The 23730-nt window shown below is 69.6% G+C and carries 23 protein-coding genes; 11 read left to right on the top strand and 12 right to left on the bottom strand.

Annotation, left to right across the window (positions count from 1 at the left end; genetic code table 11):
- Positions 1-33: 33 nt before the first annotated feature.
- Positions 34-699: an isochorismatase family protein gene (locus NBZ83_RS00265; RefSeq protein WP_261566020.1), complete on the top strand. Its 666-nt coding sequence runs from the start codon at positions 34-36 to the stop codon at positions 697-699.
- A gap of 22 nt (positions 700-721) precedes the next feature.
- Positions 722-1579 carry an enoyl-CoA hydratase/isomerase family protein gene (locus tag NBZ83_RS00260; RefSeq protein WP_308203292.1) on the top strand — a complete coding sequence of 286 codons (858 nt, stop codon included), beginning with the start codon at positions 722-724 and terminating at the stop codon, positions 1577-1579.
- 80 nt (positions 1580-1659) lie between these two features.
- Here NBZ83_RS00260 and NBZ83_RS00255 read toward each other — a convergent pair whose 3' ends face one another.
- Positions 1660-2403, bottom strand: coding sequence for an NIPSNAP family containing protein (locus NBZ83_RS00255; protein ID WP_261566019.1), 744 nt, complete (start codon positions 2401-2403; stop codon positions 1660-1662).
- A 24-nt stretch (positions 2404-2427) separates the two neighbouring features.
- Positions 2428-3885 (bottom strand): class I adenylate-forming enzyme family protein, encoded by a 1458-nt coding sequence (locus NBZ83_RS00250; RefSeq protein WP_261566018.1) that lies wholly within the window; start codon positions 3883-3885, stop codon positions 2428-2430.
- Between the two features lie 252 nt (positions 3886-4137).
- Here NBZ83_RS00250 and NBZ83_RS00245 point away from each other — a divergent pair, with 252 nt between their 5' ends.
- From NBZ83_RS00245 to NBZ83_RS00215, 7 genes are all read left to right on the top strand, one after another.
- Positions 4138-5424 carry an acyl-CoA dehydrogenase family protein gene (locus NBZ83_RS00245; protein ID WP_261574105.1) on the top strand — a complete coding sequence of 429 codons (1287 nt, stop codon included), beginning with the start codon at positions 4138-4140 and terminating at the stop codon, positions 5422-5424.
- 15 nt (positions 5425-5439) lie between these two features.
- Positions 5440-6234: an SDR family NAD(P)-dependent oxidoreductase gene (locus NBZ83_RS00240; RefSeq protein ID WP_261566016.1), complete on the top strand. Its 795-nt coding sequence runs from the start codon at positions 5440-5442 to the stop codon at positions 6232-6234.
- A 41-nt stretch (positions 6235-6275) separates the two neighbouring features.
- Positions 6276-7265 (top strand): phosphotransferase family protein, encoded by a 990-nt coding sequence (locus tag NBZ83_RS00235; RefSeq protein ID WP_261566015.1) that lies wholly within the window; start codon positions 6276-6278, stop codon positions 7263-7265.
- Between the two features lie 117 nt (positions 7266-7382).
- Entirely contained in the window at positions 7383-8069 is a 687-nt protein-coding gene (locus NBZ83_RS00230) for a GntR family transcriptional regulator (RefSeq protein ID WP_261574104.1), read from the top strand.
- A gap of 233 nt (positions 8070-8302) precedes the next feature.
- On the top strand, positions 8303-8560 hold the full coding sequence (locus tag NBZ83_RS00225) for a ferredoxin (RefSeq protein ID WP_308203290.1): 258 nt from the start codon (positions 8303-8305) through the stop codon (positions 8558-8560).
- Positions 8561-8799: 239 nt separating this feature from the next.
- Positions 8800-10101, top strand: a complete 1302-nt coding sequence (locus NBZ83_RS00220) for an ABC transporter substrate-binding protein (RefSeq protein ID WP_261574103.1) — start codon at positions 8800-8802, stop codon at positions 10099-10101.
- A gap of 391 nt (positions 10102-10492) precedes the next feature.
- Positions 10493-11146, top strand: coding sequence for a GntR family transcriptional regulator (locus NBZ83_RS00215; RefSeq protein WP_261566012.1), 654 nt, complete (start codon positions 10493-10495; stop codon positions 11144-11146).
- Between the two features lie 37 nt (positions 11147-11183).
- Here NBZ83_RS00215 and NBZ83_RS00210 read toward each other — a convergent pair whose 3' ends face one another.
- The gene (locus NBZ83_RS00210; protein WP_261566011.1) at positions 11184-11324 is read right to left on the bottom strand and encodes a hypothetical protein; all 141 of its coding nucleotides are present in this window, start codon (positions 11322-11324) and stop codon (positions 11184-11186) included.
- A gap of 207 nt (positions 11325-11531) precedes the next feature.
- On the opposite strand from NBZ83_RS00210, the gene NBZ83_RS00205 reads away from it, so the two are divergent.
- Entirely contained in the window at positions 11532-13163 is a 1632-nt protein-coding gene (locus tag NBZ83_RS00205) for an AMP-binding protein (RefSeq protein ID WP_261574102.1), read from the top strand.
- 92 nt (positions 13164-13255) lie between these two features.
- On the opposite strand, the gene NBZ83_RS00200 is transcribed toward NBZ83_RS00205, so the two are convergent.
- From NBZ83_RS00200 to NBZ83_RS00190, 3 genes are read right to left on the bottom strand one after another with little or no spacing between them, the layout of a single operon-like run.
- Entirely contained in the window at positions 13256-13744 is a 489-nt protein-coding gene (locus tag NBZ83_RS00200) for an FAS1-like dehydratase domain-containing protein (RefSeq protein WP_261574101.1), read from the bottom strand.
- Positions 13745-13782: 38 nt separating this feature from the next.
- Entirely contained in the window at positions 13783-14199 is a 417-nt protein-coding gene (locus NBZ83_RS00195; RefSeq protein WP_261567301.1) for a Zn-ribbon domain-containing OB-fold protein, read from the bottom strand.
- The gene (locus tag NBZ83_RS00190; protein ID WP_261567302.1) at positions 14196-14621 is read right to left on the bottom strand and encodes a MaoC family dehydratase; all 426 of its coding nucleotides are present in this window, start codon (positions 14619-14621) and stop codon (positions 14196-14198) included. Before NBZ83_RS00190 ends, NBZ83_RS00195 begins: the two co-directional genes overlap by 4 nt.
- 94 nt (positions 14622-14715) lie before the next feature.
- Between NBZ83_RS00190 and NBZ83_RS00185 the strand changes: the two genes are divergently transcribed.
- Complete coding sequence (locus tag NBZ83_RS00185) at positions 14716-15864, top strand: thiolase C-terminal domain-containing protein (protein WP_261567303.1); 1149 nt, start codon at positions 14716-14718, stop codon at positions 15862-15864.
- A 58-nt stretch (positions 15865-15922) separates the two neighbouring features.
- Here the strand turns inward: NBZ83_RS00185 and NBZ83_RS00180 are convergent, their stop codons facing one another.
- The 6 genes from NBZ83_RS00180 to NBZ83_RS00155 all read right to left on the bottom strand — a co-directional run bounded on the left by NBZ83_RS00180 (position 15923) and on the right by NBZ83_RS00155 (position 23469).
- On the bottom strand, positions 15923-17467 hold the full coding sequence (locus NBZ83_RS00180) for an acyl-CoA synthetase (protein WP_261574100.1): 1545 nt from the start codon (positions 17465-17467) through the stop codon (positions 15923-15925).
- Between the two features lie 163 nt (positions 17468-17630).
- Complete coding sequence (locus tag NBZ83_RS00175; protein WP_261567305.1) at positions 17631-18533, bottom strand: LLM class F420-dependent oxidoreductase; 903 nt, start codon at positions 18531-18533, stop codon at positions 17631-17633.
- On the bottom strand, positions 18530-19459 hold the full coding sequence (locus tag NBZ83_RS00170) for a DUF7064 domain-containing protein (protein WP_261574099.1): 930 nt from the start codon (positions 19457-19459) through the stop codon (positions 18530-18532). Before NBZ83_RS00170 ends, NBZ83_RS00175 begins: the two co-directional genes overlap by 4 nt.
- A gap of 10 nt (positions 19460-19469) precedes the next feature.
- Positions 19470-20342, bottom strand: coding sequence for an LLM class F420-dependent oxidoreductase (locus tag NBZ83_RS00165; RefSeq protein ID WP_261567307.1), 873 nt, complete (start codon positions 20340-20342; stop codon positions 19470-19472).
- 40 nt (positions 20343-20382) lie between these two features.
- Positions 20383-23277: an ABC transporter permease subunit gene (locus NBZ83_RS00160; protein WP_261574098.1), complete on the bottom strand. Its 2895-nt coding sequence runs from the start codon at positions 23275-23277 to the stop codon at positions 20383-20385.
- Between the two features lie 9 nt (positions 23278-23286).
- Positions 23287-23469: an ABC transporter ATP-binding protein C-terminal domain-containing protein gene (locus NBZ83_RS00155; protein WP_261567309.1), complete on the bottom strand. Its 183-nt coding sequence runs from the start codon at positions 23467-23469 to the stop codon at positions 23287-23289.
- Positions 23470-23730: the final 261 nt, after the last annotated feature.

The following is a 23730-nucleotide window of genomic DNA, read 5'->3' as shown; positions in this document are numbered from 1 at the left end:
GCGGACAGAACGACTGACGGAAGGAGACCGACCATGCCGGTCGACCTCGCATCCCTGCTGGACCCAGCCCACACGGTGCTGTTGACTCAGGAGTGCCAGAACGGCGTCGTCGGCCCCGAGAGCGCGTTGCCGGCCCTGGCCGAGGCGGCCCGCTCGCAGGGCGTGCTCACGGCGATCAGCCGGCTGGCCGCCGGCGCCCGGGCGGCGGGGGTGACGGTGCTGCACACGATCGCGGCGCGCCGCCCGGACGGCAAGGGCGCCAACCGCAACGCCCGGCTGTTCGCGGCGGCGGAGCGGGGGCCGGTCTACCAGCTACCGGGAACCCGTATGGTCGAGGTGATCGACGAGATCGGCCAGGAGCCGTCGGACCTCGTCTCGGTGCGGCTGGCGGGTCTGTCGCCGATCGGTGGCACCGATGTCGACGCCCTGCTGCGCAACGTCGGCTGCCGGACGCTGGTGGTAACCGGGGTCTCCACGAACGTGGCCATCCCGTCGACGGTGTTCGAGGCCGCCGACCGCGGCTACCAGGTGGTCGTGCCCCGGGATGCGATCGCCGGTGTCCCCGCGGAGTACACCGAGGTTCTCATCCGCAACAGCCTGTCTCTGGTGGCGACCATCGTCACCGCGGACGAGGTGCTGAAGCACTGGCCAGCACGGGTCCCCGGACCCGCGGCGGGCGTGGGAGCGGCTCGGGCCTGAGCGGGGGCCGACCCGACCTACGATCCGCTGGCCGGTCACCGAAACGAGGAGGTTCGCCATCCCGGACTACAAGACCCTGGGCTATGAGGAGCGCGACCAGGTCGCGTGGGTCACCCTCAACCGTCCCGAGGTGTACAACGCGTTCGACGCCACGATGATGCGGGAGATCCACGCCTGCTGGCGGTCGCTGCGGGGCAACGACGACGTCCACGCGGTCGTGCTCACGGCTGCCGGGGACAAGGCATTCTGCACCGGCATCGACCGCGACGCGGCCCGGGTCGGCGACCTCGATCCCGAGTTCGGGATCGGCCGGCGGGGCAAGACGCCGCTGCACAACGACGACCCGGGCGACTGGCTACCCCCGAAGACGGCCGGCGACCTCTGGAAGCCCGTCATCGGCGCAGTCAACGGGATGGCCTGCGGCGGTGCCTTCTATCTGCTGGCCGAATGCGACTTTCTCCTCGCGGCCGACCATGCCACCTTCTTCGACCCGCACGTGACCTTCGGGATGGCCGCGGTGTTTGAGTCGATCATGATGTCCCGGCGGATGCCGCTCGGCGAGGTGCTGCGGATGGCGCTGGTCGGCAACGACGAGCGGATCTCGGCCCGGCGCGCGCTCGAGATCGGACTGGTACAGGAGGTGGTGCCCGCCGGCGAGCTCGCCGATGTCGCGCACCGGGTGGCCGCCGGGATCGCCGCCAAGCCACCGCTCGCGGTCCAGGCCACCGTCCGAGCCATCTGGTACGCGGCGGATCTCGGCTACCGGCAGGCGCTCGACGTGGGGAAGACCATGATTGAAGTCGGGACCGACGACGAGTCCCTCGCCGCGGGTCAGGCGGTTTTCGCCGCCGGCAAGCGGCCTCCCTGGCGTTTGCGGTAGCACTCGGTCTCGTCTCCGACGGAGGCCGATCCCGACAAGCCCGGCCGGCTGGCTCCGGCAGGGCTTGTCGAACAGGTGGATCAGAGGTCCTGCCAGCCCTCGTGCCGGTCGGACCGGCTCGGCTGGCGGCCGATGCGCAGCGGCGACAGCGGCGCGTCCCGCATGAGGAAGCGGTTCGACGACTCACTGAGCTCCCGGCGCCGCCGTTGCCAGCGGTTCATCGTCGAGCCGGTCGCCGCACTGGCCTTCTCCAGCTCGGCCCAGGCCTCCCAGGTCGGGATCGTCCACAGCAGCAGGCACTCGCAGTCGTCGCCGAGCGCGGTCCGGAAGGCGCCGAGGAGCGTCCAGTCGTGGTCGGCGTACGCTGCAACGCCTTCGTCCGCGACGACGGACAGAAAAGCATCGGCCTCACCTCGCGGCACCGTGACCATCTCATGGGCGTAGACCTCGCCCTGGACACCCTCCGCGCACAGCTCCGAGATCGTGCGCGTCCACGGAGCGGGAACGAGAACGCGGTCGAGGCCGCCGTGGCGGTAGTTCGACGCCTCGAGCCACCATTTCTCCAGCTTCGGGTCCTGGAACGAGGCCGCGGAGGTCTCGTGCCGCAGGCCGGCGGCGAGGCCGTCGAAACCGTCCTCCTCCCAGATGTTGACGACCTGCGGCCAACGACCGGTCGTTCCCACCACCCCCCATACGCCGTAGCAGAGCTGATTGCGTTCCTCCTGGGCGATCGGGCTCCAGTTCGCCGTCATGTGATGGACGTACTTCGCCCGGTTCGGACCGACGATGTCGATGAACTCGTGCGTGTAGACCTTGGTGTTCATGGAAAGCGACCTCCGGGCGCCGTGTCAGGGCTGAGGTGGGCGGGAGTCGAGGATGCGGGTGAGTGCGGCGCGGTCGAGCTTGTGCGACGCGGTCAGCGGAAGTTCGGCGACGATCCGCACCGCCGCCGGAATCTTGTAGGCGGCGATCTTGCCGGTGAGGTACGCCCGCACGTCGGCCACGCTCGGTGGGGGAGTGGCCGGCCCGCGCGGCACCACCACCGCGACCCCGACCTCGCCCATCACGAGATCCGGGCGCGGGACCACCGCGCACTGCCCGACGGCGGGATGCTGTCCGAGGACCGCCTCGACCTCGGCGGGGTGGACGTTGTAGCCGCCCCGGATGAACATGTCGGTGCGTCGGCCCGCGAGGCGGACGAGCCCGCGGGGGTCGACCCGGGCGAGGTCCCCGGTGCGCACCCAGCCGTCGGCGAGGGCGTGCGCGGTCGCGGCCGGGTCGCGCCAGTAGCCGTTCATGGCGGTGGGTGTGCGCAGCCACAGCTCGCCGACCTCGTCGACCGGGAGCGTGCGGCCGTCGTCCCCGCGGATGGCGAACGCCAGGCCCGGTCGCGGCCGGCCGACCGTCCGGAGGACCTCCTCGTCGTCCCCGTCCGCGGCGGTGCCCAGCCCGCATCCGCCGGACTCGGTGGACGAGTACCGCACGCAGTACGGCGCGCGGAACCTCCGCCGGGCCTCTTCGACCAGCGCGGGTGGCGACGCCGCCGCACCGGCGATGATCATACGGACGCCGGAGAGGTCGAACGAGTCGAAGTCCTGGACGCGCAGGAGCAGCGCCAGCTGCGGTGCCACGGCGTTCACGGTCGCCATCCGCTCGGCGGAGATCAGGGCCAGGGTGTCCGCCGCGCGCCAGCGAGCCTGGATGTGCGTGCGCAGCCCGCGCCGCAGGTACCAGGGGAGCTTCGTCATGAAACCCACGTGCGCGAACTGCGTCGCGGCGAGCATCGGCTCCCCGGGTGCCGCCGCCCAGCCTCCACCGGTGTCGATGACCGCCACCGCCCGTAGCTGGCGCTCGGCGAAGACGGCGGCCTTCGGCCGGCCGGTGGTTCCGGAGGTGAAGACGATCGCCGCCGGTCGTTCGTCGTCGGTCGGCAGGGCCGTCGGCGCGGGGCGCGTTCGTCCGGTCCGGACGAGCTCGTCGACCTGCTCGTTGGCGGCGATGACCATGGTGGGATCGACGAGATCCACCAACACGTCCTGTTCGGCGGGAGCGAGGACGGGACTGACGCCGGCGGTGATCGCGCCGAGTTTCGCGGCGGCGGCGTACGCGACGACGTACCGGCTGGTGGATGGCAGCCGCAACGCGATCCGGTCGCCCAGGCCGATGCCCCGGCCGGCGAGCGCCGCCGCGACGGCGTCTGACCGGCGGTCCAGCTCCTCGAAGCTCAGCCGGGTGCCGTCGGGGTCGACGAACGCCGCGGCGCCCCCGAACCGGCGGGCCGCCTGTCGCACCGTGTTCGCGAGCATGTGCCGTCCCTTCTCTCCTGGTCATCGGCCCCGGTCGGAGCCCCCTGGGCAGCCGCCTCGGCCGGCCGCTCGGTGCCCGCGTCGGCCGGCTCGGCTTGCTCCGACGATCCTCATGGACGATGCCATATATTGTATTTATTAGTAAGTGTGTGACCGAGACCTCGTTTGAGCACCGGCCCGGAGACGGATCGGTGGATAGCTCCAGCCCAGGTCTGGGCGGTACTTTGTCTAGACAATCTATGGGAGTTGATCATGATTGCCTTCGACATCGAGCCGGCCCTCGCCGCCGATCTGGAATGGATCAAGGAGTTCGTCGCCACCGAGATAGAGCCGCTCGACCTTGCCTTCGGCAGCGAACAGGTCGTCTACGACAAGTCGCACCCGGTGCACGACGCACACATCAGGCCGCTGCAGGACAGGGTCCGCGCACGAGGCCTCTGGTCGTGCCATCTGACGCCCGAATTCGGCGGCCAGGGCTACGGCCAGGTCCAACTCGCGTTGATGAACGAGATCCTGGGCCGCTCCGCATTCGCGCCCAGTGTGTTCGGCTGCCAGGCGCCGGACTCGGGCAACGCCGAGATCCTGGCCCACTACGGCAACGCGGAGCAGCGCGAGCGCTACCTCAAGCCGCTGCTCGACGGGCGGATCTCCTCGTGCTACGCGATGACCGAGCCGCAGGGCGGCAGCGATCCGTCGCTGTTCACCACCCGCGCGCGGCGCGACGGCGACAGCTGGGTCATCGACGGCGAGAAGTGGTTCTCCTCCAGCTTCGAACGGGCCGCCTTCACCATCGTCATGGCGGTCACCGACCCGGACGTGTCCGTGTACCAGGGGACGTCGATGTTCCTGGTACCGGCCGGGACGCCGGGCCTGGAGATCGTCCGGCGCACCGGGCTCGGCTACGACCGCGACGACACCGGAAACCATCCCTACGTCCGCTACAACGCTGTCGTCGTCCCGGCCGAGAACATGCTCGGCGACGAGGGGCAGGCCTTCGTCATCGCGCAGACTCGGCTGGGGGGTGGGCGGCTGCATCACGCGATGCGCACCGTCGGCTCCGTCGCCCGCTGCCTGGACATGCTCTGCGAGCGGGCGTTGAGTCGGCGGACCGCCGGACAGTCCCTCGCCCGCCATCAGCTCACCCAGGAGAAGATCGCCGAAGCCTGGATCGAGCTGACCCAGTTCCGGCTCCAGGTGCTGCACGCGGCATGGTGCGTCGACACCCACGGCGCGCAGGCCGCGCGGCGCGAGATCGCCGGCGTGAAGGTCGCGACACCGAAGGTCTTTCACAATGCGGTGCTGCGCACCATGCACTTCCATGGCGCGCTGGGCGTCTCGAACGAGATGCCGCTGGCGCACATGCTGCTGGGCTCGGTCGCGTTGGGCATCGCCGACGGCCCGACCGAGGTCCACCAGACGACGGTCGCCCGCGAGGTGCTCAAGGGCTACCGGCCGGCCGAGGGCGACTGGCCCAGCGAGCATCTCCCGCAGCGCCGCGCCGCCGCGCGCGACCACTACGCAGAACTTCTGGAGGTCTGAGATGGGGTTCCACCTGTGTCCACCCGAGATGGTGCGGCACTCGACGGCGGCGTCGTGACCACGCCGTCGTTCCGGCTTGACGGCAAGGTAGCGCTCGTCACGGGGGGAAGCCGGGGACTGGGCCGGGCCATCGCGCTCGGCTTCGCCGAGAGCGGCGCCGACGTGGTGGTCTCCAGCCGCAGGGCCGACGCCTGCGAGGAGGTCGCCGCCGAGATTCGCTGGCGCGGGCGGCGGGCACTGGCGGTCGGCGCACATGTCGGGGACTGGGCGGACTGCGAGCGTCTCATCGCCCGGACGGTCGAGGAGATGGGCCGGCTGGACGTGCTGGTGAACAATGCCGGCATCGCCCCCGTCCCACCCTCGCTGCCCGAGATCAGCGAGGAGTTGTTCGAGAAGACGATCGCGGTGAACCTGAAGGGCCCGATGCGGCTGACCGGACTGGCCTCGGCTCACCTGCCGCCCGGCGGGGTGATCATCAACGTCAGCTCGAAGGCGTCGCTGCGCCCCTCGCCGCACACCGTGGTCTACGCGGCGGCCAAGGCCGGGCTCAACGCGCTGACCATGGCCGCCTCGCAGGAACTCGGGCCCCGGGGCATCCGGGTCAACGCGATCGTGTGCGGTCCGTTCCATACCGACAGCTTCGACCGCTCGGTCCCGACCGCCGAGCTCGCGCAGGCGCTGTCGGCCCGGATCACCCTGGGCCGCATCGGCAGCGCCGACGAGATCGTCGGGACGGCCCTGTATCTCGCCTCGGACGCGTCGGCGTTCATGACGGGTGCCCTGCTCTGCCTCGACGGGGGTGGGGCATGACGCCGTCGGATTCCGCGACACGGTGCAGGTAGGAGGCTCGCATGACAGGCACGATGCTGGTGGATCCGGCCCGCCTCGGGGAGTGGCTCGACGCGCGGGGACTGGAAACCGGTTCTCCGATCACGGTGCGACCGCTGGCCGGTGGCCAGTCGAACGCCATGTTCGTCATCGAACGGGCATCGTCGCGCTGGGTGCTGCGGCGTCCCGCGCAGGTCGCCGTCGAGCGGGCCGACGCCGGAATGCACCGCGAGTTCCGCATCCTGCGCGCGCTGGCCGGCACGCCCGTGCCGCACCCGGAGGTGGTCGCGTTCTGCGCCGACCACGCCGTCCTCGGACGCACGTTCTACCTGATGGAGCAGGTGGACGGAGTGAGCCCGCTGCCCGCGCCGGCCGCCCTCGACGATGAGGCGGGGCACGCCCAGATCGCCTACTCGATGGTGGACTCCCTCGCGACGCTGCACGAGGTCGACTGGCGCGCGCGGGGGCTCGCCGATCTCGGTCGGCCCGAGCAGTTCCACGAGCGTCAGACCAGTCGATGGATCCGCCAGCTGCACTCTTATCAGGGTCGTGACCTGCCCGGGGTGGGGATCGTCACGACGTGGCTCGAGGAGAACCGGCCGACGACCTTCACGCCGGCCCTGATGCACGGTGACTACCACATGCTGAACGTCCTGGTCGCCCCGGACGCCCCGGGGCGGGTGGTGGCGGTGCTGGACTGGGAGACCGCGACGATCGGCGATCCGTTGCTGGACCTCGCCGGCTTCTGCGAGGTCTGGTGCGCCGCGACAGGACAGGGCTGGCCCGGCCGAGCCGACCTCGTCGAGCGCTACCGGGGGGCCCGGGGACTCGACCACATCGGGGATCTCGCCTACTACGCTGTGCTCTACAACTTCCGGCTCGCGGTCCTGCTGGAAGGGATCCACCAGCGTTCGCTGAAGGACCCGAGCCGGCCGGACATGGTCGAGACCGGTGCGCGGGCCGTCCTGACCCTCGACCGGGCGATCGAGGTCGTGGCGGCCCAGTCGTCCTGACGCAAGCGGGCCGTCCTTGACGCAAGCGGGCCGTCCTTGACGCGAGCGGGCCGGCCTGACGCGAGCGGGCCGGCTGGGCGCCGGCCCACGGGGACGCCGGGAGAGGAAGGACGACAGGTGGCCGCCAGGCGGCACGAGGCGCTGGCCGAGACATTGCTCGGTCAGCTCGTCGACGGCACGTTCCCGGTCGGCTCTCGCCTGCCGACCGAGGAACAACTCTGCGCGACGCACGGGTTGGCCCGGGAGACGGTCCGGCGGGCGTTGCGGCGGCTCGAGGATCTTGGCATGATCACCAGACGTCCCGGGCTGGGGACGACCGTGCTCGCCGCGCGGCCTGTCGGCGACTACCGGCCCATGGCCCGCTCGGCCGCGGACCTCGTCGCGCTCTCGGTGGAGACCAGGCTGGTGCGGCCGGAGACCGGTGAGGTCGTCCTCGACGCCGAAGGGGCGCGGCGGCTCGGCGTCGAGGAGGACACGGCCTGGTTCTCCGTCCGCGGCCTGCGGGTCCGTCGGGGGCGCCCCGCCACGTCGGTCTGCTGGAGCGAGCACTACCTGCGGTCCGGACTGGAGCCCGAGAAGTTGCTGCGGGGCCGGTTCACGATCGAGGACGTACCTGAGCAGAGTGTGGACCAGACGATCTCCGCCGCTTTGCTCGATGCCCGGATGGCCGGTGCGTTGGGCGCGGAGCCCGGCACGGCGGCGCTGGTCATCACCCGCCGTCACCATGACGAGGACGGTCGGATCATGAGCGTGGGCATCCACACGCATCCGGCCGATCGCTACCAGATCAGCACCACGCTCTGACGCCGGCGGCCGGTCCGGGGACCGCCGGCGCGCGGGCCGCCGACGGCACCGGCGCGTGCGGGGCGGCTGGCGCTGCCGGGTGAGAACCGGCCCGGGCGGTTGACGTTACTCACGCCGGAGATCGGGCGCTGTGGCCACTCCCGGCGCCCGGTGGTTCGGTTCGGCCCGACTCCCGAAGCTTGCGATGGGACTGCCGGTGTGATGAAGTATACAATATTCTCATGGAGGTGATAATGCGTATTGTGCTCGATGTTGATGTGTGTGAAGGCAACGCCCTGTGCGTCGGCCTGGCGCCAGCGGTGTTCGAACTCGGCGACGACGACCTCCTGACGGTCCTTGAGGCGGAGCCGGATCCGGACCACTGGCCGGATGTCGAGGCGGCGGCGCGCGCCTGTCCCAAGCAGGCCCTGCGCATCGTGCGCGATCCGAGCCAGGAGGAGCTCGTGGCCCCGCCGTCACCTCCTGCGCCGTGGAGATCCGACGGGGCCTGAAGGGCGCCGCCGCCCGCTGATCAACGGGTGACGGTGCGGAGACCGCCCCTGAACCGACGCTCGACTCGCCACTCACGGATGGCCGCGCGAGCGGATACACGCCCTCGGCCGACTGTGCACGAGGTCGACCTCGGTTGCCCTTCTCGAGCTGCATATATCAATGTCGAAATCGTTCTTACGGTACTGGAGGTTGCTCGGTGCGACCCATTCGATCAGTCGTGATATTAGCCGCGGTCGCGGTGCTCGCCGCCGCCTGCGGCAGCGGCGGCAGCAGCAGCGGTAAACCCGCCCGACCGACGGTCGATGCACAGGCGGTGAAAGCCGGTCCGCCGGTCGGCTGGAGCGACGGCGGCTATAAACCGGACACCTCCAAGATGCGGTGCTCAAAGCCGGCGGCCGATCCGACCCGCGGCATCACCGACACTCAGATCACCGTGGGCGGGTTGGCCTATCTCACCAGCCCGAACGGCAGCACGATGGCCGGTGCCGAGCTCGGCGCCAAAGCCCGGTTCGACCGCGCGAATGCCGAGGGTGGTATCAACGGTCGAAAGATAAACTATGTGGGAACGCTTGACGACGGGCAGGACCCCGCGCGCAGCGGTCAGCAGGCGAAGGTACTGGTGGACCAGAAGCACGTCTTCGCCGCCGTGCCACTGATGACCAGCTTCGCCAACTATCTGGACACCTTCTGCGCCGAGACGGTCCCGTACTTCGGCTGGGGATTCAACGCGGGATACTGCAACACGTCGATCGGCTTCGGCATCACCGGCTGCTTGTTGCCGGACGGCACGGTCGCCACCACGACCTACGGTCTGTTGATCAAATCGCTGTTCGGTGGCAACTCCACCGGCAAGACCGTCGCGCTGGTTGGAGTCGACAACGACACCGCCCGGGGAGGCAACCGGGACATAGCCGAGCAGGTGCGCATCGTGGGTATCAAGGTCGTGTACAACGAGAACTCGGTACCCATTGCCGGGATCACCGACACCACGGCAGTCGTGAACAAAGTCATGACCTCAAACGGCGGGCAGCCGCCGGATCTCGTGCTCTACGTCGCCGACTTCAACTCCGTGGTGAAGCTGACTGGGGCGTTGAAGGCCGCAGGATTCAAGGGGAAGAATCTCAACGTCATCGGGTACGATCCGAGACTGGCCGCCATTGGCTTCCCGGGTCTGCAGGACTCGTACACTCTCATGCAGTGGGAGCCCGGCGTGGACAACGCCGTCCCGGCCGTCCGGCAGATGGCGGATGACTTCAAGAAATACGCTCCCAGCGCCGTGCTGAGCCTGCCGGCGATGGCCGGCTACTGGTCGGCCGATATGTTTGTTACGGCCGCGACAAAGGCCGGTCGCGATCTGAATGTGAACAGCCTACTGAAGATGCTTAACAGCAACTATTCTTACTCGGTGCCCGGCGCGGTGGCGGAGACGAGGTGGCCGCTCAGTCATTTCGCCACGACGCCGTGCGGGTCGATCTCGCAGCTTGTCGGCAAACAGTACAACATCATTACCAAGCTTTCCTGCGGTTCTCTGGTCAAGTAGCAGACGACGCTCGGCGTTCCGGACCGGCCCTGCCCCGCCGGTTTCGTCGGTCCGCCCGGACGTTGGTCCGCCGGGCCTCAGGTCTGGACGGCGCGCCGCGAACGCGAAGGTGTGGGAGATCCTCGTCGATGTCATCACGCGGTTGTTGCCGTTCGATACCTTCGCGGCGGTGCCGAAGGAGGAGGCGTAGTCTGGGCATGCTCCGGGCCGGGTCGGCCGGCCGCGTTCCGCCCGCCGGTACCAGCGTGGTGCGGTGCGGCCGGGAGGACGGATCCGGGGCGGCTGGTTTGACCCTCCGGACAGGCTAAGGAGCACGGCCATACCCCCGAACCGCCGAACCGCGACGGCCATCAACGATGTGTTCGACGGCGGGGCGAACGCGCCAGGTGTCATGGAGCGCAGGAGCAGTGGGCAGCAGGTCGCGGCGTACATCCGCAGCCTGATCTTCAGCGGCGAGCTGAGGCACGATGACCACATCCGGCAGGACGAGATCGCCGAGACACTCGGCGTCAGCCGGATTCCCGTGCGTGAAGCGATCATCGCGTTGGAGCGTGAGGGGTGGGTCACGATGGAGCCCCACCGGGGCGCCTTCGTCCACGGTCTCGACGAGAACTCCGTGCGTGACCAGTACGCGTTGATCGGTCAGCTCTACGGTCTGGCGGCGCAGCGTGCCACCGAGCGCGGCGACGACGAGGGTGTCAGCCAGCTGCGGTCGTATCAGAGCGCGCTGCGCACCGCGACGAAGCCCGCCGAGTTCCTCCGCGCGAACGAGATCTACCTGCGACACATCTTCGGCATGGCGAACTCGCCGCGGCTGTCCTCCTTCTCCCGCCTGATCACGGGAGTCGTGCCCGGAAACTTCTTCGAGCTGGTCCCGGGAACGATCGAGAACCAGAAGCGCGGGACCGCGGCGGTGACCCGGGCCATTCGGGCCGGGGAGGCGGACCGGGCCTTCGCCGAGTTCGTGGCCCTGCTGCAGCGCCAGGGGGACCGGGTCGTGGTCCTCCTGGAGGCCCGCAAGGTTCTCTGGCAGCCGTCGGCGTAGCTCTGCGCGGGCCGACGCCCGAACGGCCGGTGAACGGTCAGCCGCCGGCGGCTCCCAGCCGGGGCACCGGCAACCCGACCAGGGCGTCGGCCGCGCCGACCGGTGGATCGGCGTTGGGCCCAGCGGGAGCGGGTAGTCCCTGCGCGGTCGCTTCGGCCTCGGTGGTCGGGATCTTCATGGGCCGTCTCCTAGTCATATCTTGAATAAGATATACAATTTACGATGGTGATGGGCGGCCCGTCGCCACCGGGAGCGGGAGCGCGTCGTGGTCGCCGTTCGGTGCCCGCTTTGCGTCGGCCCTCGGGCCGCGGCCACGGACGGACGCAGTGTCCTGCCTTGGCCGTCGCCCGGCCGGTGACCTGACAAGGACCGACGGAGGCAATGGGTGAGCGACGGAATCTGGCGGACCGGCCCACGGCACACGACGACCTCTCTGCTGCTCGGCCGGGCCGAGTCCGACCCCGACTCGGAGTATCTCGACGTCTGCGGTACCAGGCTGTCCGCGGCCGAGGTGGTGGATCAGGCCTCCCGGCTGGCCGCGTCGCTCGTGGAACTGGGCGTCCGCCCCGGTGACCGGGTCGCCTCCCTGCTGGAGAACTCGCCGGAGGCCCTGATCGGGTGGTGGGCCGCGCAGTGGGCGGGCGCGGTCGCGGTGCCGATCAACACCGCCTACAAGGGCGAGTACCTGCGCCACCAGCTCCGGGACTCGGGTGCGTCGGTGCTGGTCGTCGCGGACGATCTGGCCGACCGGCTCGAGAGCGTCGTCGCCGGACTCGAGGATCTGCGGCATGTCGTCGTCACCGGACCGCGGCGGCGCACCTTCGGGGGACTGAACGGCCATCTGCTCGCCGATCTGCTCGCCGGCTCCGCGCTACCGGCACCCGTCGAGCGGCACCCGTCGGACCTCGCCACCTTCGTCTACACCGGAGGTACGACCGGGCTGTCCAAGGGCTGCATGCTCAGCCACAACTACCACGAGGCGCTCGCGAGGCAGATCGGCTACTCCTGGGGGCGGACCGAGCGGGACGTGCTGTGGACGCCGCTGCCGATGTTCCACTACAACGCGCTGGTGACGGCGGTGGTCGGTGCCCTGGTGTATGGCGGCCGCGCAGCGATCTACCGGAGGTTCTCGGTGTCGAACTTCTGGCCCGAGATGAACCGCACCGGCGCCACCCTCACCTCGACCCTGGGCACCATGGCCTACCTGCTCGCCCACGATGTCGACCGACCCGAGATGCCCCGCTCCGGGGCGCCGGAGGCGAACACCTCGCTGCGGATGATGGGGGCCGCACCGCTGCCGCCCGAGGTCGACGACGTGATCCGGGGGCGGTTCGGCATCCAGACGTTCTCCGGCGCCTACGGAGTGACGGAGGCCAGCCTCATCTCCTGGCAGCCCCCGGGCGTGCCGATGCGGCCCCGTTCCGCCGGCGTCATCAACACCGAGTACTTCGACGTCCGGATCTTCGACGACAACGACGACGAACTGCCCCGGGGGACCGACGGCGAGATCGTGATCCGGCCCAAGCGGCCGCACGTCATGTTCGAGGGCTACTGGGGCCGTCCCGAGACGACCGTGGAGACCAGCCGGAACTGGTGGTACCACACCGGCGACATCGGCCGGATCGACGCGGACGACTATCTCTACTTCGTCGACCGCAAGGCCGACTACCTGCGGCGCCGTGGCGAGAACATCGCCAGCTTCGAGGTCGAGCGGATCATCATGGGCCACGGTCAGATCGCGGACGTCGCCGTCCACGCGGTGCCCAGCAAGCTCACCGAAGACGATGTGAAGGTGACCGCGACCCGCAAGGAGGGCGCCACCGTCACCGAGGAGGAGCTGTTCCGCTGGTGTGTCGACGCGCTGCCGTACTTCGTGCTGCCGCGTTACATCGAGTTCCGGGCCGAACTGCCCCGCAACCCGGTCGGTCGGGTGCTCAAGCGGGAGCTGCGCGCGGAGGGCGTCAACGACCAGACCTGGGACGCCGAGGCGGCGGGAGTCACCTACGAGAAGCGATGAGGGCGGGTCACCGGCGACCGGAGCCCGGTCGAACGCCCGCGCCGAGAGCACGCGGGTGGGGCGGCCCGACGGGCCACCCCACCCCACCCGCGTCACGGGCGGTGCAGCAGCGTCATCGTCTCGGTGAGGACCAGGTGGTCCGCGTCGTCGCGCACGTCGGTCCGAATCCTGGCGAAGGTCATCGTCTGGCCGCCTCGACTCGGCCGGGTGTAGACGTCTTCGACGACTCGGCTCACCTGCAGCACGTCGCCGACGACGATCGGCGCGAGGTAGACGAACTGCTGATCCGCGTGGAGGATCAGGCCACCGTCGGCGCGCAGCGCGCCGATGAGGTCGTCGAGCTCGACGGTTCCCGCGGGAACCTCGGGCTGCAGTTCGCCGAATGCTCCCCACCAGCGCATCACGAAGGAGAACGTCGGTGGGACGGGCAGTCCGTTGAGCCCGGCCTCCCGGGCTGCCGCCGGCCGCTGGTAGACCTCGGAGTTGTCCTTGACCGCCCGCGCGAACGCGGCGACCGGCCCCCGTTCGACGACCACGGTCAGGGGAGGCAGGCTGCGTCCGATGAAATCGGTGGGGTGCATGGGGTTCCTGTTCTGCGGAGGTCAGGGGCTCGTGGGGGTCAGGGGCTCGTGGGGAACGCGCGGAAGACGGGCCGGCTCAGCTCGCCGGAGTGCTCGAAGTCCACCCGCAGGCGCATGCCGATCGTCAGGTCCGGTTCGGCGGCCCCGACGATGATGGACTCCAGTCGCGGGCCCTCGTCGAGATCCACGATGGCGGCGACGTAGGGGAGGCGTTCCCGGAACGGTGGAAGGTCGTTGGTGAGGACCGTGGACCACGTGTAGAGGGTCGCGTCGCCGCTGGCCTTCTCCCACGCGACGTTCTCGCTCCAGCAGGTCGGGCAGAACGGTCGAGGGTAGAGATGGGCGCGGCCGCAGTCAGCGCAGCGCTTCACCAGCAGGCGGTTCGCCCGCGCCGCGTCCCACCAGCTGGCGGTCTCGTCGTCGACCGTCGGCAGGTCGAAGCGGGGGCTGCTCATGGGCGCCGGTGCGGGGCGGCGGTGGCCGACCCCTCGACGACGACCGCGCCGGAGTCGGACAGCAGCCGGCAGTCGAGCTCCACGAGCCGCTCGGTCTCGTCCTTGCTCCGTACGACGATCTCCGTGGACAGGACGTCGCCGGGCCAGGACTGGCGGGTGAACCGGACCTGGAAGCGGCGCAGGTTGCCGATGCCGACGTAGTCGGTCAGGGCCGTCGCGAGCAGGCCGGCGGAGAACATGCCGTGTCCGAAGACGCTCGGCATCCCGGCCGCCTGGGCCTTGGTGTCATCGTGGTGCAGGGGGTTGTAGTCCTGGGATGCTCCCGCGTACATCACCAGATCCGTGCGGGTCAATCGATGCTCTCGGGCCGGCGCGTGGGCACCCACCTCGATATCTTCGAAGAACTCTCCGCGATCGCTCATCCGTCCTCCCGCTGACTACTCGTATCCAGTGACTACTCGTATCCAGTTAGGATACTATATATAATATTGTATCGGCGGATTGTTGGAGGAGCTCATGACGGGTCGGGATGTCGCCATCGTCGGAGCGGCGCTGTCCGACTGCGGCCGGGTCGATGCGGCGACGCCGTTCACCCTGCACCACCAGGCCGCGGCCCGCGCGCTGGCGGACGCCGGCCTGCGCCACACCGACGTGGACGGGTTCGGGTCCACCGGCACCGGCGTCCTCGCTCCCGTGGAGGTCGCCGAGTACCTCGGGCTGCGACCGACCTGGGTCGATTCCACCGGCGTGGGCGGCTCCACCTGGGAGGTCATGGTCGAGCATGCGGTCGACGCCATCCGTGCCGGTACCGCGACCACCGTCCTGCTGGTGTACGGGTCGACGGCGCGGGCGGACCTCAAGCGCCGACTGCGCACGGCCAACCTGTCGCTATCCTCGCGCGGCCCGAGCCAGTTCGAGGTGCCCTGGGGGCACACGCTGATCGCCAAGTACGCGATGACCGCTCGTCGGCACATGCACGAGTTCGGCACGACGATCGAGCAGCTCGCCAACATCGCCGTCGACACCCGGTACAACGCCGGCCTCAACCCGGAGGCGATGTACCAGGACCCCATCACGGTGGAGGAGGTCGGCGCGGCGTCGATGATCGCCACACCCTTCACGAAGCTGCACTGCTGCATCCGCAGCGACGGTGGCGGTGCCGTGGTCCTGACCTCGGCCGACCGGGCGAAGGATCTCGCCCGGCCGCCGGTGCGGGTGCTGGGCACCGGTTCGGTCAGCAACGTGACGACCTTCAGCGAATGGGAGGACTTCACGGTGTCGCCGGCGGCGGTCTCCGGCCGTCTCGCGTTCGAACGGGCCGGTCTGACCGCGGCGGACATCGACGTCTGCCAGTTCTACGACTCGTTCACCTCGACGGTGCTGCTGACCTTCGAGGCGCTCGGCTTCTGCGGCCGAGGGGAGGCCGGCGCCTACCTCGAGGGCGGGACGATGCGGGTGGGCGGCCGGATGCCGACCAACACCGACGGCGGCGGGCTGTCTGCCTGCCATCCGGGCATGCGGGGCATGTTCCTGCTGGTGGAGGCCGTTCGTCAGCTTCGTGGCGAGGCCAAGGGCCGCCAGGTGGACGGGGCCAGGACGGCATGCGTCAACGGCACCGGCGGCTGGTTCTCCTCCGCGTCCACCGTTCTGCTCGGGGTCGACTGACCGGAATCGGTCGCCGTTCATCACCCATGAAGGTCCGGCGAACCGGCGTGCGGCCTGTTCAGGCGCCGGCCCGCAGGAGTTCGTCGCGTAGCTGGCTCTTCAGGAGCTTCCCGGTGGGCAGCCGCGGGATCTCGGACCGGAAGGTCACGACGCGCGGAACCTTGTAGCCCGCGAGACGGGCCCGAGCGTATGCGCGAAGTTCGTCGGCGACCTCGGCGGACTCCGCGACACCCTCGGCGACCTGCACCATGGCGTGCACGTACTCACCCATCTCCTCGTGCGGCAGGCCGAAGACGACGACGTCGCTGACCGCTGGATGCATGATCAGGAGCGATTCGATCTCGGCCGGATAGATGTTCACCCCGCCGGAGATGATGGTGTAGGCCCGCCGGTCGGTGAGGTACAGGTAGCCGTCCTCGTCGAGATAGCCGATGTCGCCGAGGGTCGCCCAGCGGTCGTGACCGGGGTGCCGGCTTTCGCGCGTCTTCTCGGCGTCACTGTGATACTCGAACGGCGGGGCGTCCCGTTCGAAATAGACGGTGCCGATCTCACCGGTCGGCAGGACGTTGCCGTCGTCATCGCAGATCCGGAGGATGCCGAGCATCGCACGGCCGACCGAACCCTGGTGCGAGAGCCACTCGGTGGCGGTCAGGAAGGTCAGGCCGACGCCCTCGGTGCCGCCGTAGAACTCGCTGACGATCGGGCCGAGCCAGTCGATCATCCTGCGCTTCACGTCGGGCGGGCACGGCGCCGCGGCGTGGATGACACACTCCAGGCTGGACACGTCGGCCGCCAGCCGTTGCGCCTCGGGCAGTTTGAGGAGCCGGACGAGCATTGTCGGCACCACCTGCGTGTGCGTCACCCGTTCGCGTTCGACCAGGGCCAGGAACTGGGCCGGGTCGAACTTCTCCATGATGATGAGCGTGCCGCCCATCTCGTGCAGGCCGGCCGACCACTGCAGCGCCGCGGAGTGGTACAGCGGCGCCGGGCAGAGGTAGACCGACGTCTCGCTCATCCCGAACAGGCCGCGCTCCGCGCCGGAGATTCCCACGAACCCCGGATCGTCGATGTCCGTGCCGGTGAGTGGGCGCTGGATTCCCTTGGGCCGGCCCGTCGTCCCGGCGGAATAGAGCATCACGTCGCCCCGGGGTCGCTTCGCGAGCGGCGTCGCGGGCTGCGCCGAGACGGCCGCCTCGTAGCTGTCGAAGCCCTCCTCAGTGCCGTCCATCATGAGCCGGACCCGCGCCCTGGGGAGGACGCCGGCTATCTGGAGGGCCGTCGGCGCCAGCTGTTTCGTGCTGATGAAGGCGGTCGAACCGGAGTCGTTGACCATGAACGCCGCCTCCTCCGACGACAGGTGGCGGTTGACGGCGGTCAGATAGAGGCCGGAGCGTATCGCCGCCCAGTAGACCTCGAAATACCGTCGATGGTTCTCCGCGAGCAGGGCGATCCCGTCGCCCGGCCGCAGCCCTCGGTCGTGTAAGAGCCGAGCCAGGCGATTTGCCCCGTCGTCCAGTTCGCGGTAGCTGACGCGCTCGCCGGTGCTGCCCATGATGACGGCCGGCTTGTCGGGAGTGATCGCGCTGAAAACGCCGGGATGCATGGCCGTGCCTCCTGGAAATCTGCGAAGAGTAGGCGGGTCAACTAGGGACGACGGTGACGCGCACCCGCTCCCTGCGGATCGGACCCCACAGGTGCGGCTCCGTTCGTGACGGGGGCGGTCGGGCCGGCAACGGCCAGCCGGTCGGGCCGGCTTCTCGCCGGGCTCAGAGCTTGCCGATCACCTGATCCTGGTAGCTCTCGATCTGATGGCGCAGCAGCGGCAGCTCGTCGGGGGTGGCCACCTGGGGCCAGAGCAGAACCCGGGTCGCGCCGGCGGCGACGTAACGTCGGACGAAGTCGACGTCCCGTTCCGCGGCGGGATCGAGGCTGCCGGGCCAGGCCGTGATCTCGATCCCCTCCGGGTCACGTCCCGCTCCGACCGCGACGGTCCGGATCCGGGCCGCGGCGGAGGCGACCTCGTCCGGCCCGATGGTGAAGGGCAGCCACCCGTTCCCGATGCGTCCGACGCGGTCCAGGACCGCGTCACTGTTGCCGCCGAGCAGGATCGGCACGTCGTGGCCGGCCGGCTGCGGGTGGGAGTGGACGCGGTCGAAGTTGATGTACCTGCCGTGGAAGCTGGCCGGCGAGTGAGTCCACAGCTCCCGCATGGCCAGGATCATTTCCTCCAGCCGCGGCCCGCGGTTGGTGAACGGTGCGCCGACCGCCTCGTACTCCTCCCGTTGCCAGCCGATGCCCAGGCCGATCTGCAGCCGACCGCCGGAGAGGATGTCGACGGAGGCGATCCGTTTGGCGAGGATCGCGGCGCTGTGCAGCGGCGCGATCATCACGCAGGTGGACAGACGGAGGGTGTCGGAGCGGGCCGCCACGAAGGTCAGTAGTTCCAACGGATCCAGGATGGGAAGACCGGTAAAGGCGTCGCCCATTCGCCCGTCCTCGGTGTATGGGTAGTTCGGCGCGTGATCCTCGACGGCCAGGGCGTGCTCGACCGCCCAGACCGATTCGACTCCGCAGTCCTCGACCAGGGCGACCCATGCACACATGAAGTCCCGGGAGGTCACGAGCGCGGGAACAAGCGGGGGCATCACACCGAGCTTCACCGCGCTCACGCCCCGACCGGCGCCGGGGCGCTGTCCGCCGGGCGCGGGTGTGGGTGACGGGCGGGCCGTCCGCCGGGCACGTCCTGGTCCTGCCCCCACATCCGTTCGCCGTCGACCGTCCACCGCGTGGCGTTGTTCCACAGCCCGATGCTCGGCGTCGACTGCATGAACAGGTGGTTGACGCACGTCCCGACGGCATGCAGGGTGCGGCCGGCGGCATCCACCGCGTCGACCTCGAGCTCCTCGACGACACCCTGGGACGAGCGGCGGGTCACCGTCCGGGTCCCCTCGACGATGGGTTGCAGGTCGCCATCCCGGAGAAGGTAGCCGGAGTGGGCGGTCGTGGTCGGTTCCTGGCCGGCGGTGCCGATCAGGAAGGCGGACCGGGCCGAGGCGGCATAGGTGTCGCTGTAGTTCGCCCGGTGTTCGGGCTCGGTCAGCAGCGGGGGGAACCGGAAATCGGAGCGGCTGCCCCAGAAACCGGCCCGCAGTTCGTGACAGTCGACGCGGAGGTCGTCCCCGTTCAGGGAGATCGTGCCGGTTACCCGGCAGATCTGGGTGAAGCCGGAGACCGGGCCCCCATGGCCCCGGCCGACGGGATCATGTAGGCCCTGGTAGCGCAGGTGGAGGCGTAGCTCGACGCCGTCGTCGTAGCTGACCTCGTAGGTCTGGAGCGGGTCGAGGCAGCGATGCGAGAATCCGCCCAGCAGCTCGAAGTCGCGCAGGTCGGGCGGCATCGGGATATGCCACAGGTGCACCCCCAGCGAGCAGATCGACTGGTTCGGTCGGACCACCGGATAGAGCACCCCGGCGAGCCGGCGTTCGGGTACCGCGAAGCCGAACCAGCGGGTTTCGGTGACAAACAGATCATCCCCGGGCTGGCCGTGAAAGAGATCATCCTCGGGGGTGAGTTGCGGCAAATGATCGGACGTCATCGGTGCTCCTTCATGATCCGAGCTCGTTGCGGTAGTCGCGCAGGGCCGCGATGTGCTCCTTCGGCGTGGTGGAGCCGCCGAACAGGTGCAGCGTGAGATGGGTGACGGCAGTGTCGTGCCAGGTCGAGACGAGGTCCGCGAACTCCCGCGGGGTCAGCGGGAGCGGGGCGAGCATCTCGATGCCGAAGTCGGCCGGATCCCGCCCGGCCTCGGCGACGGCCGTCCGCAGCCGCTCGATGGTTCCGCGTGGATCGGGATCCGGACCCTGCGGACCATGGAGGGAGTAGATGAAGCCGTCGGCGAGTCGGGCCGCCCGGCGGTAGGCGGCATCGCTGAACCCGCCCATCCAGATCGGGATGCGGGTCCGTGGCCGCGGCGAGATGCCGGCCCGGTCGATCCGGTGCCATCGCCCGTTGAAGTCGACGACCGGTCGCTCCCAGAGCTGGCGGAGCACCTCGATCTGTTCCTCCGACCTGATGCCGCGATTCGAGTGATCCGCGCCGAGGCCGAGGTACTCGACGTGGTTCCAGCCGACCCCGACCCCCAGTCGGAGTCGGTCGCCGGAAAGGTAGGCGACCTCCGCGGCCTGCTTGGCGACCAGGGCGGTCTGCCGCTGGGGGAGGACCAGGATCCCGGAAGCCAGTTCGATCGAGGTCGTGACGGCCGCGAGGTACCCGAAGAGCACCATCGGCTCGTGAAAGACCGTCGATTCGTTGTAGGGGACGGTCAGCGGCGGGTCGCGTCGCACGTGCTCGGCCCCGAGCACGTGCTCATACACCAGAAGATGGGAGTAGCCCAGGCCCTCGGCGGTCTGGGCGAAGTCACGGACGGCGGAGGGCTCGCTGACGAACGACTCGTTCGGGAACTGGACTCCGACCTTCATCGGGCTCCTCGTGCATCGGGCTCCTCGTGCATCGGGCTCCTCATGACGGGGATGGGGTGCCGCCGAGATAGGCGGCGGTGAGCTGTTCGACGTCGACCTCGTCGCGTGGCCCCGACCAGCTGATCGTGCCGAGCTCCATGAACGCGAGGGTGTCCGCGACCTGAAGGGCGTTCTCGGCGCGTTCCTCGACGATGAGGACGGCGGCACCGAGGTCGCGCAGCTCGAGGATGGCTCGCATGATCTCTTCGGTGGCCAGCGGGGCGAGACCGAGGGTGGGTTCGTCGGCGATCAGAACCGCGGGCGGGTCGATGAGGGCGGGTGCCAGGCTGAGGAGCTGTTGTTCGCCGCCGGAGAGCAGCCCGGCGGCCTGGCGGCGGCGCCGGGCGAGGGCGGGGAACCGGTCGTAGGCCCGGGCCCGTAGCTCGGGCGGGCCGAGCAGGATGGTCAGGTTCTCCTCGACCGTCAGACCCGGGAACACCCCGCGGGCCTCCGGCGCGAGCAGCAGGCCGGACCGTGCGCGTTGGAAGGCGGGGAGGGCGGTGATGCCGGCGCCCCCGAGGGAGACGGTGCCCGCGGTGGGCGCGAGCAGGCCCGCGCAGACCGCACAGAGGGTGGACTTTCCCGCGCCGTTCGCGCCCAGCAGGGCGACCACACGTCCCGGGCGAAGATCGATGGTCACGCCGTGGAGGACCTCGACGCCGCCATAGCCGGCCACGATGCCCGTGACGGCGAGAGCGGTGTCTGGTTCGGGTTGCCGGACCTCGACGACGTCGAGATGGATCAGTTCGTGGTCGGGAACGACGCCGGCATGCGCGGCGGACTCGACCGCGGCGATGCTGGCCCGGCGCTGTCGTGCCTGTCGCCTGCGCAGAGCCTGATGGCCGGCCATGGACAGGATGCCGTCCGGTTCCTGCGCGAGTCCGATGGCGCCGAGCCCGGACAGCAGCGGGACGAAGTAGGCCGAGGTGACGAGCTGGTTGACCGTCCCGCCGGGCAGAATGTCGGCCGCGAGCCAGTGGAATATCGCGGTGCCCGCCGCGAGCGCGAAACCGGCCAGCAGCGCACCGCCAGGTCGGCGGATGCCGAACATCACGGCGAGGGCCAACCAGAACAGGCCGATGAGCGGCGGGGCGGTGCTGTTGCTGGCGGCGAACGAGAACGTACTGAGCATCACCCCGCCGAAGCCGGCGATCCCCGCCGACAGGGCAAATATCATGATCTTGACGCGGTTGGTTCGGATTCCCGCGGCCTGGGCGGCGACCTGGGAGCTGCGCGCGGCCAGCATCGCCCGTCCGGACGCGGACCGGCCCAGAGCGTGGATCATGGCAGTGACCAGCCCGAACAGCATCAGGAAGAGCAGGATCTGGTCGGGCAGGAGACTGAAGTCGAAGTGCCCGCCCCCGCGGGTGAGCAGATGGTGCAACCAGTTGAGGCCCGGCACGTCGAGGGTCGGCGCGGGAATGGTCCAGCCGGTCTGGCCCTTGCCGATCGGGTCCCAGGCGAACGGCACGAGCGACAGGAAGAACGCGGCGGCGAGCGACCAGATCGCGAGGTAAACCGCGCCCAGCCGCGTTGCCGGCAGCGCGATGAGAGCGCCCAGCGCCGCCGCGACCAGCGTCGCGATCAGCGCGGCCCAGACGAAGTTCAGGTGTCCGTGGCTGGCGATCAGGGGGATGTTCAGGTGCCAGTCGCGGTTGAGCGCCCATCCGGCCGCGAACCCCCCCGCGGTGACGAAGGAGGCCTGCGCGAGGCTCACCATGCCGCCGATGCCCGTGACGACGACGAACGACAGGAAGATGATGCCGGTCGCGAGGCTCTGGGCGATCACTGTCTGGGCGTAGGAACTCGCCTGCAGGTGCGCAACGTCGATCCACCCCATCGAGAACACGACGAGCGCCAGGGTGGCGGCGGCCCACGGTAATCGACGTCGAAGGGCGGACATCCCTCGGCGGTGGTCGAGTGGCGGACGGTCGTCGGCGACCGAACCCGCCTGCCGCGAACGATCCCGCCCGATGACGAGCCCGAGGACCAGGACCAGCAGGTAGGGCACCGCCGACCGCAGGCCGGTCAGGTTGGCGATGTCGTCGGGAAGCAGCTCGTTGTAGCCGGCCACCAGGTTCTGCACAATGCCGACTCCCAGCCCGCCGGCGAAGGCGATGGGCAGCGACCGCATCCCACCCAGCACCACCGCGGCCAGCGAGCCGAGGACGACCAGGGTGAAGACCGAATCGTTCAGGCTGAACAGCGGGGCGATCAGAACGCCGCCGAGACCGGCGAGGATCGTCGTGAGGAACCAGGCGGTGGCGGAGGTGCGGGCCGCGTTGACGCCCCGCAGACCGGCGAGGGTCTCGCTGTCGACGACCGCGCGCATCTCCAGACCGACCCGGGTTCGCCCGAGCATGAACCAGAGACCGAAGGCGGCCAGGGCGGCGACCACGAAGACCGCCAGCTGATCCGATGTCAGGGCCACGCCGTGCAGCGGGTGATAGACGTCGGCGGGGGTCGGACCGATGCCGGGCACTCGGGCGCCCTGATCGACCGCCGCGTCCCCCAGCAGCCCCAGCTGCAGGACGTTGATACCGATCGTCACGACCAGCCACTTGGCCAGGTTCGGCAGGGCTACCAGTAGTCCGATCGTCCCGACGATGCGCGCGTAGACGGGCGCCTTGGCCAGGCGGCGCAGGAGCAGGCGGTCCAGCGCCACACCGAGCAGGGGGGCGAAGAGGAACACCGAGATCAGCAGGGCGGGGACGATGGGCACCCCCAGGCCCGAGTGCAGCTGGTAGTAGAGGTATGCCGTCGTGAAGGCGATCGCCCCGTGGGCGAAGTTGAACAGTCCCGACGTCGTATAGGTGAGGACCAGTCCCGAGGCCATGATCGAATAGATCGCCCCGGTCACTGACCCGGAGAGCACCAGGTTGAGAAACTTGACCACGGTGTTGCCCTACTTCCTGCGGGGGACGCTCGGGCCCTCGCCCAGGTACGCCTTTCGCACCGTGGGATTCGCCTGAATCTCGGCCGGCGAGCCGCCGGCCAGGACGGACCCGAGGGCCAGCACGACGACCCGGTCGCAGTGCTCCATGACGTTCACATCCCGCTCTCCCTCATCGCCAGGGATTCCCGTCATGGGCCTGGTCCGCGGATGTCCGGAGTCGGCCGCAGAGGGAACGGGCCACCTGACGGATCGAGCGCATCGCCACCCATGGCGTCGCCATCAGAGCCGACTGGATCAATTTTGTATAGACATATATCACGGCTCGGGCATCAGGGATAGGCATCGATGCCGATCTTCGCGTCAGCCTGGCCCGCGGAGCCCGGTGGGGTGCGGCTGCCTGACCTTCACCGATCTGGGGGCCTTCTACCTGTGGTGACCGGCTAAGACCCGCCT

The organism is Frankia gtarii (genome assembly GCF_025403375.1).
Classification (GTDB): Bacteria; Actinomycetota; Actinomycetes; order Frankiales; family Frankiaceae; genus Frankia; species Frankia gtarii.
Note: the sequence above shows the minus strand (reverse complement) of the source record. Positions and strands in the feature narration are given on the sequence as shown.

Bases quoted from the DNA above. Each gene is read 5' to 3' on its own strand.
- NBZ83_RS00265 (WP_261566020.1), top strand. From the start codon at position 34: ATGCCGGTCGACCTCGCATCCCTGCTGGACCCAGCCCACACGGTGCTG.
- NBZ83_RS00255 (WP_261566019.1), bottom strand. From the start codon at position 2,403: ATGAACACCAAGGTCTACACGCACGAGTTCATCGACATCGTCGGTCCG.
- NBZ83_RS00250 (WP_261566018.1), bottom strand. From the start codon at position 3,885: ATGCTCGCGAACACGGTGCGACAGGCGGCCCGCCGGTTCGGGGGCGCC.
- NBZ83_RS00245 (WP_261574105.1), top strand. From the start codon at position 4,138: ATGATTGCCTTCGACATCGAGCCGGCCCTCGCCGCCGATCTGGAATGG.
- NBZ83_RS00235 (WP_261566015.1), top strand. From the start codon at position 6,276: ATGACAGGCACGATGCTGGTGGATCCGGCCCGCCTCGGGGAGTGGCTC.
- NBZ83_RS00225 (WP_308203290.1), top strand. From the start codon at position 8,303: ATGCGTATTGTGCTCGATGTTGATGTGTGTGAAGGCAACGCCCTGTGC.
- NBZ83_RS00215 (WP_261566012.1), top strand. From the start codon at position 10,493: ATGGAGCGCAGGAGCAGTGGGCAGCAGGTCGCGGCGTACATCCGCAGC.
- NBZ83_RS00210 (WP_261566011.1), bottom strand. From the start codon at position 11,324: ATGAAGATCCCGACCACCGAGGCCGAAGCGACCGCGCAGGGACTACCC.
- NBZ83_RS00200 (WP_261574101.1), bottom strand. From the start codon at position 13,744: ATGCACCCCACCGATTTCATCGGACGCAGCCTGCCTCCCCTGACCGTG.
- NBZ83_RS00195 (WP_261567301.1), bottom strand. From the start codon at position 14,199: ATGAGCAGCCCCCGCTTCGACCTGCCGACGGTCGACGACGAGACCGCC.
- NBZ83_RS00190 (WP_261567302.1), bottom strand. From the start codon at position 14,621: ATGAGCGATCGCGGAGAGTTCTTCGAAGATATCGAGGTGGGTGCCCAC.
- NBZ83_RS00185 (WP_261567303.1), top strand. From the start codon at position 14,716: ATGACGGGTCGGGATGTCGCCATCGTCGGAGCGGCGCTGTCCGACTGC.
- NBZ83_RS00180 (WP_261574100.1), bottom strand. From the start codon at position 17,467: ATGCATCCCGGCGTTTTCAGCGCGATCACTCCCGACAAGCCGGCCGTC.
- NBZ83_RS00170 (WP_261574099.1), bottom strand. From the start codon at position 19,459: ATGACGTCCGATCATTTGCCGCAACTCACCCCCGAGGATGATCTCTTT.
- NBZ83_RS00165 (WP_261567307.1), bottom strand. From the start codon at position 20,342: ATGAAGGTCGGAGTCCAGTTCCCGAACGAGTCGTTCGTCAGCGAGCCC.
- NBZ83_RS00155 (WP_261567309.1), bottom strand. From the start codon at position 23,469: ATGACGGGAATCCCTGGCGATGAGGGAGAGCGGGATGTGAACGTCATG.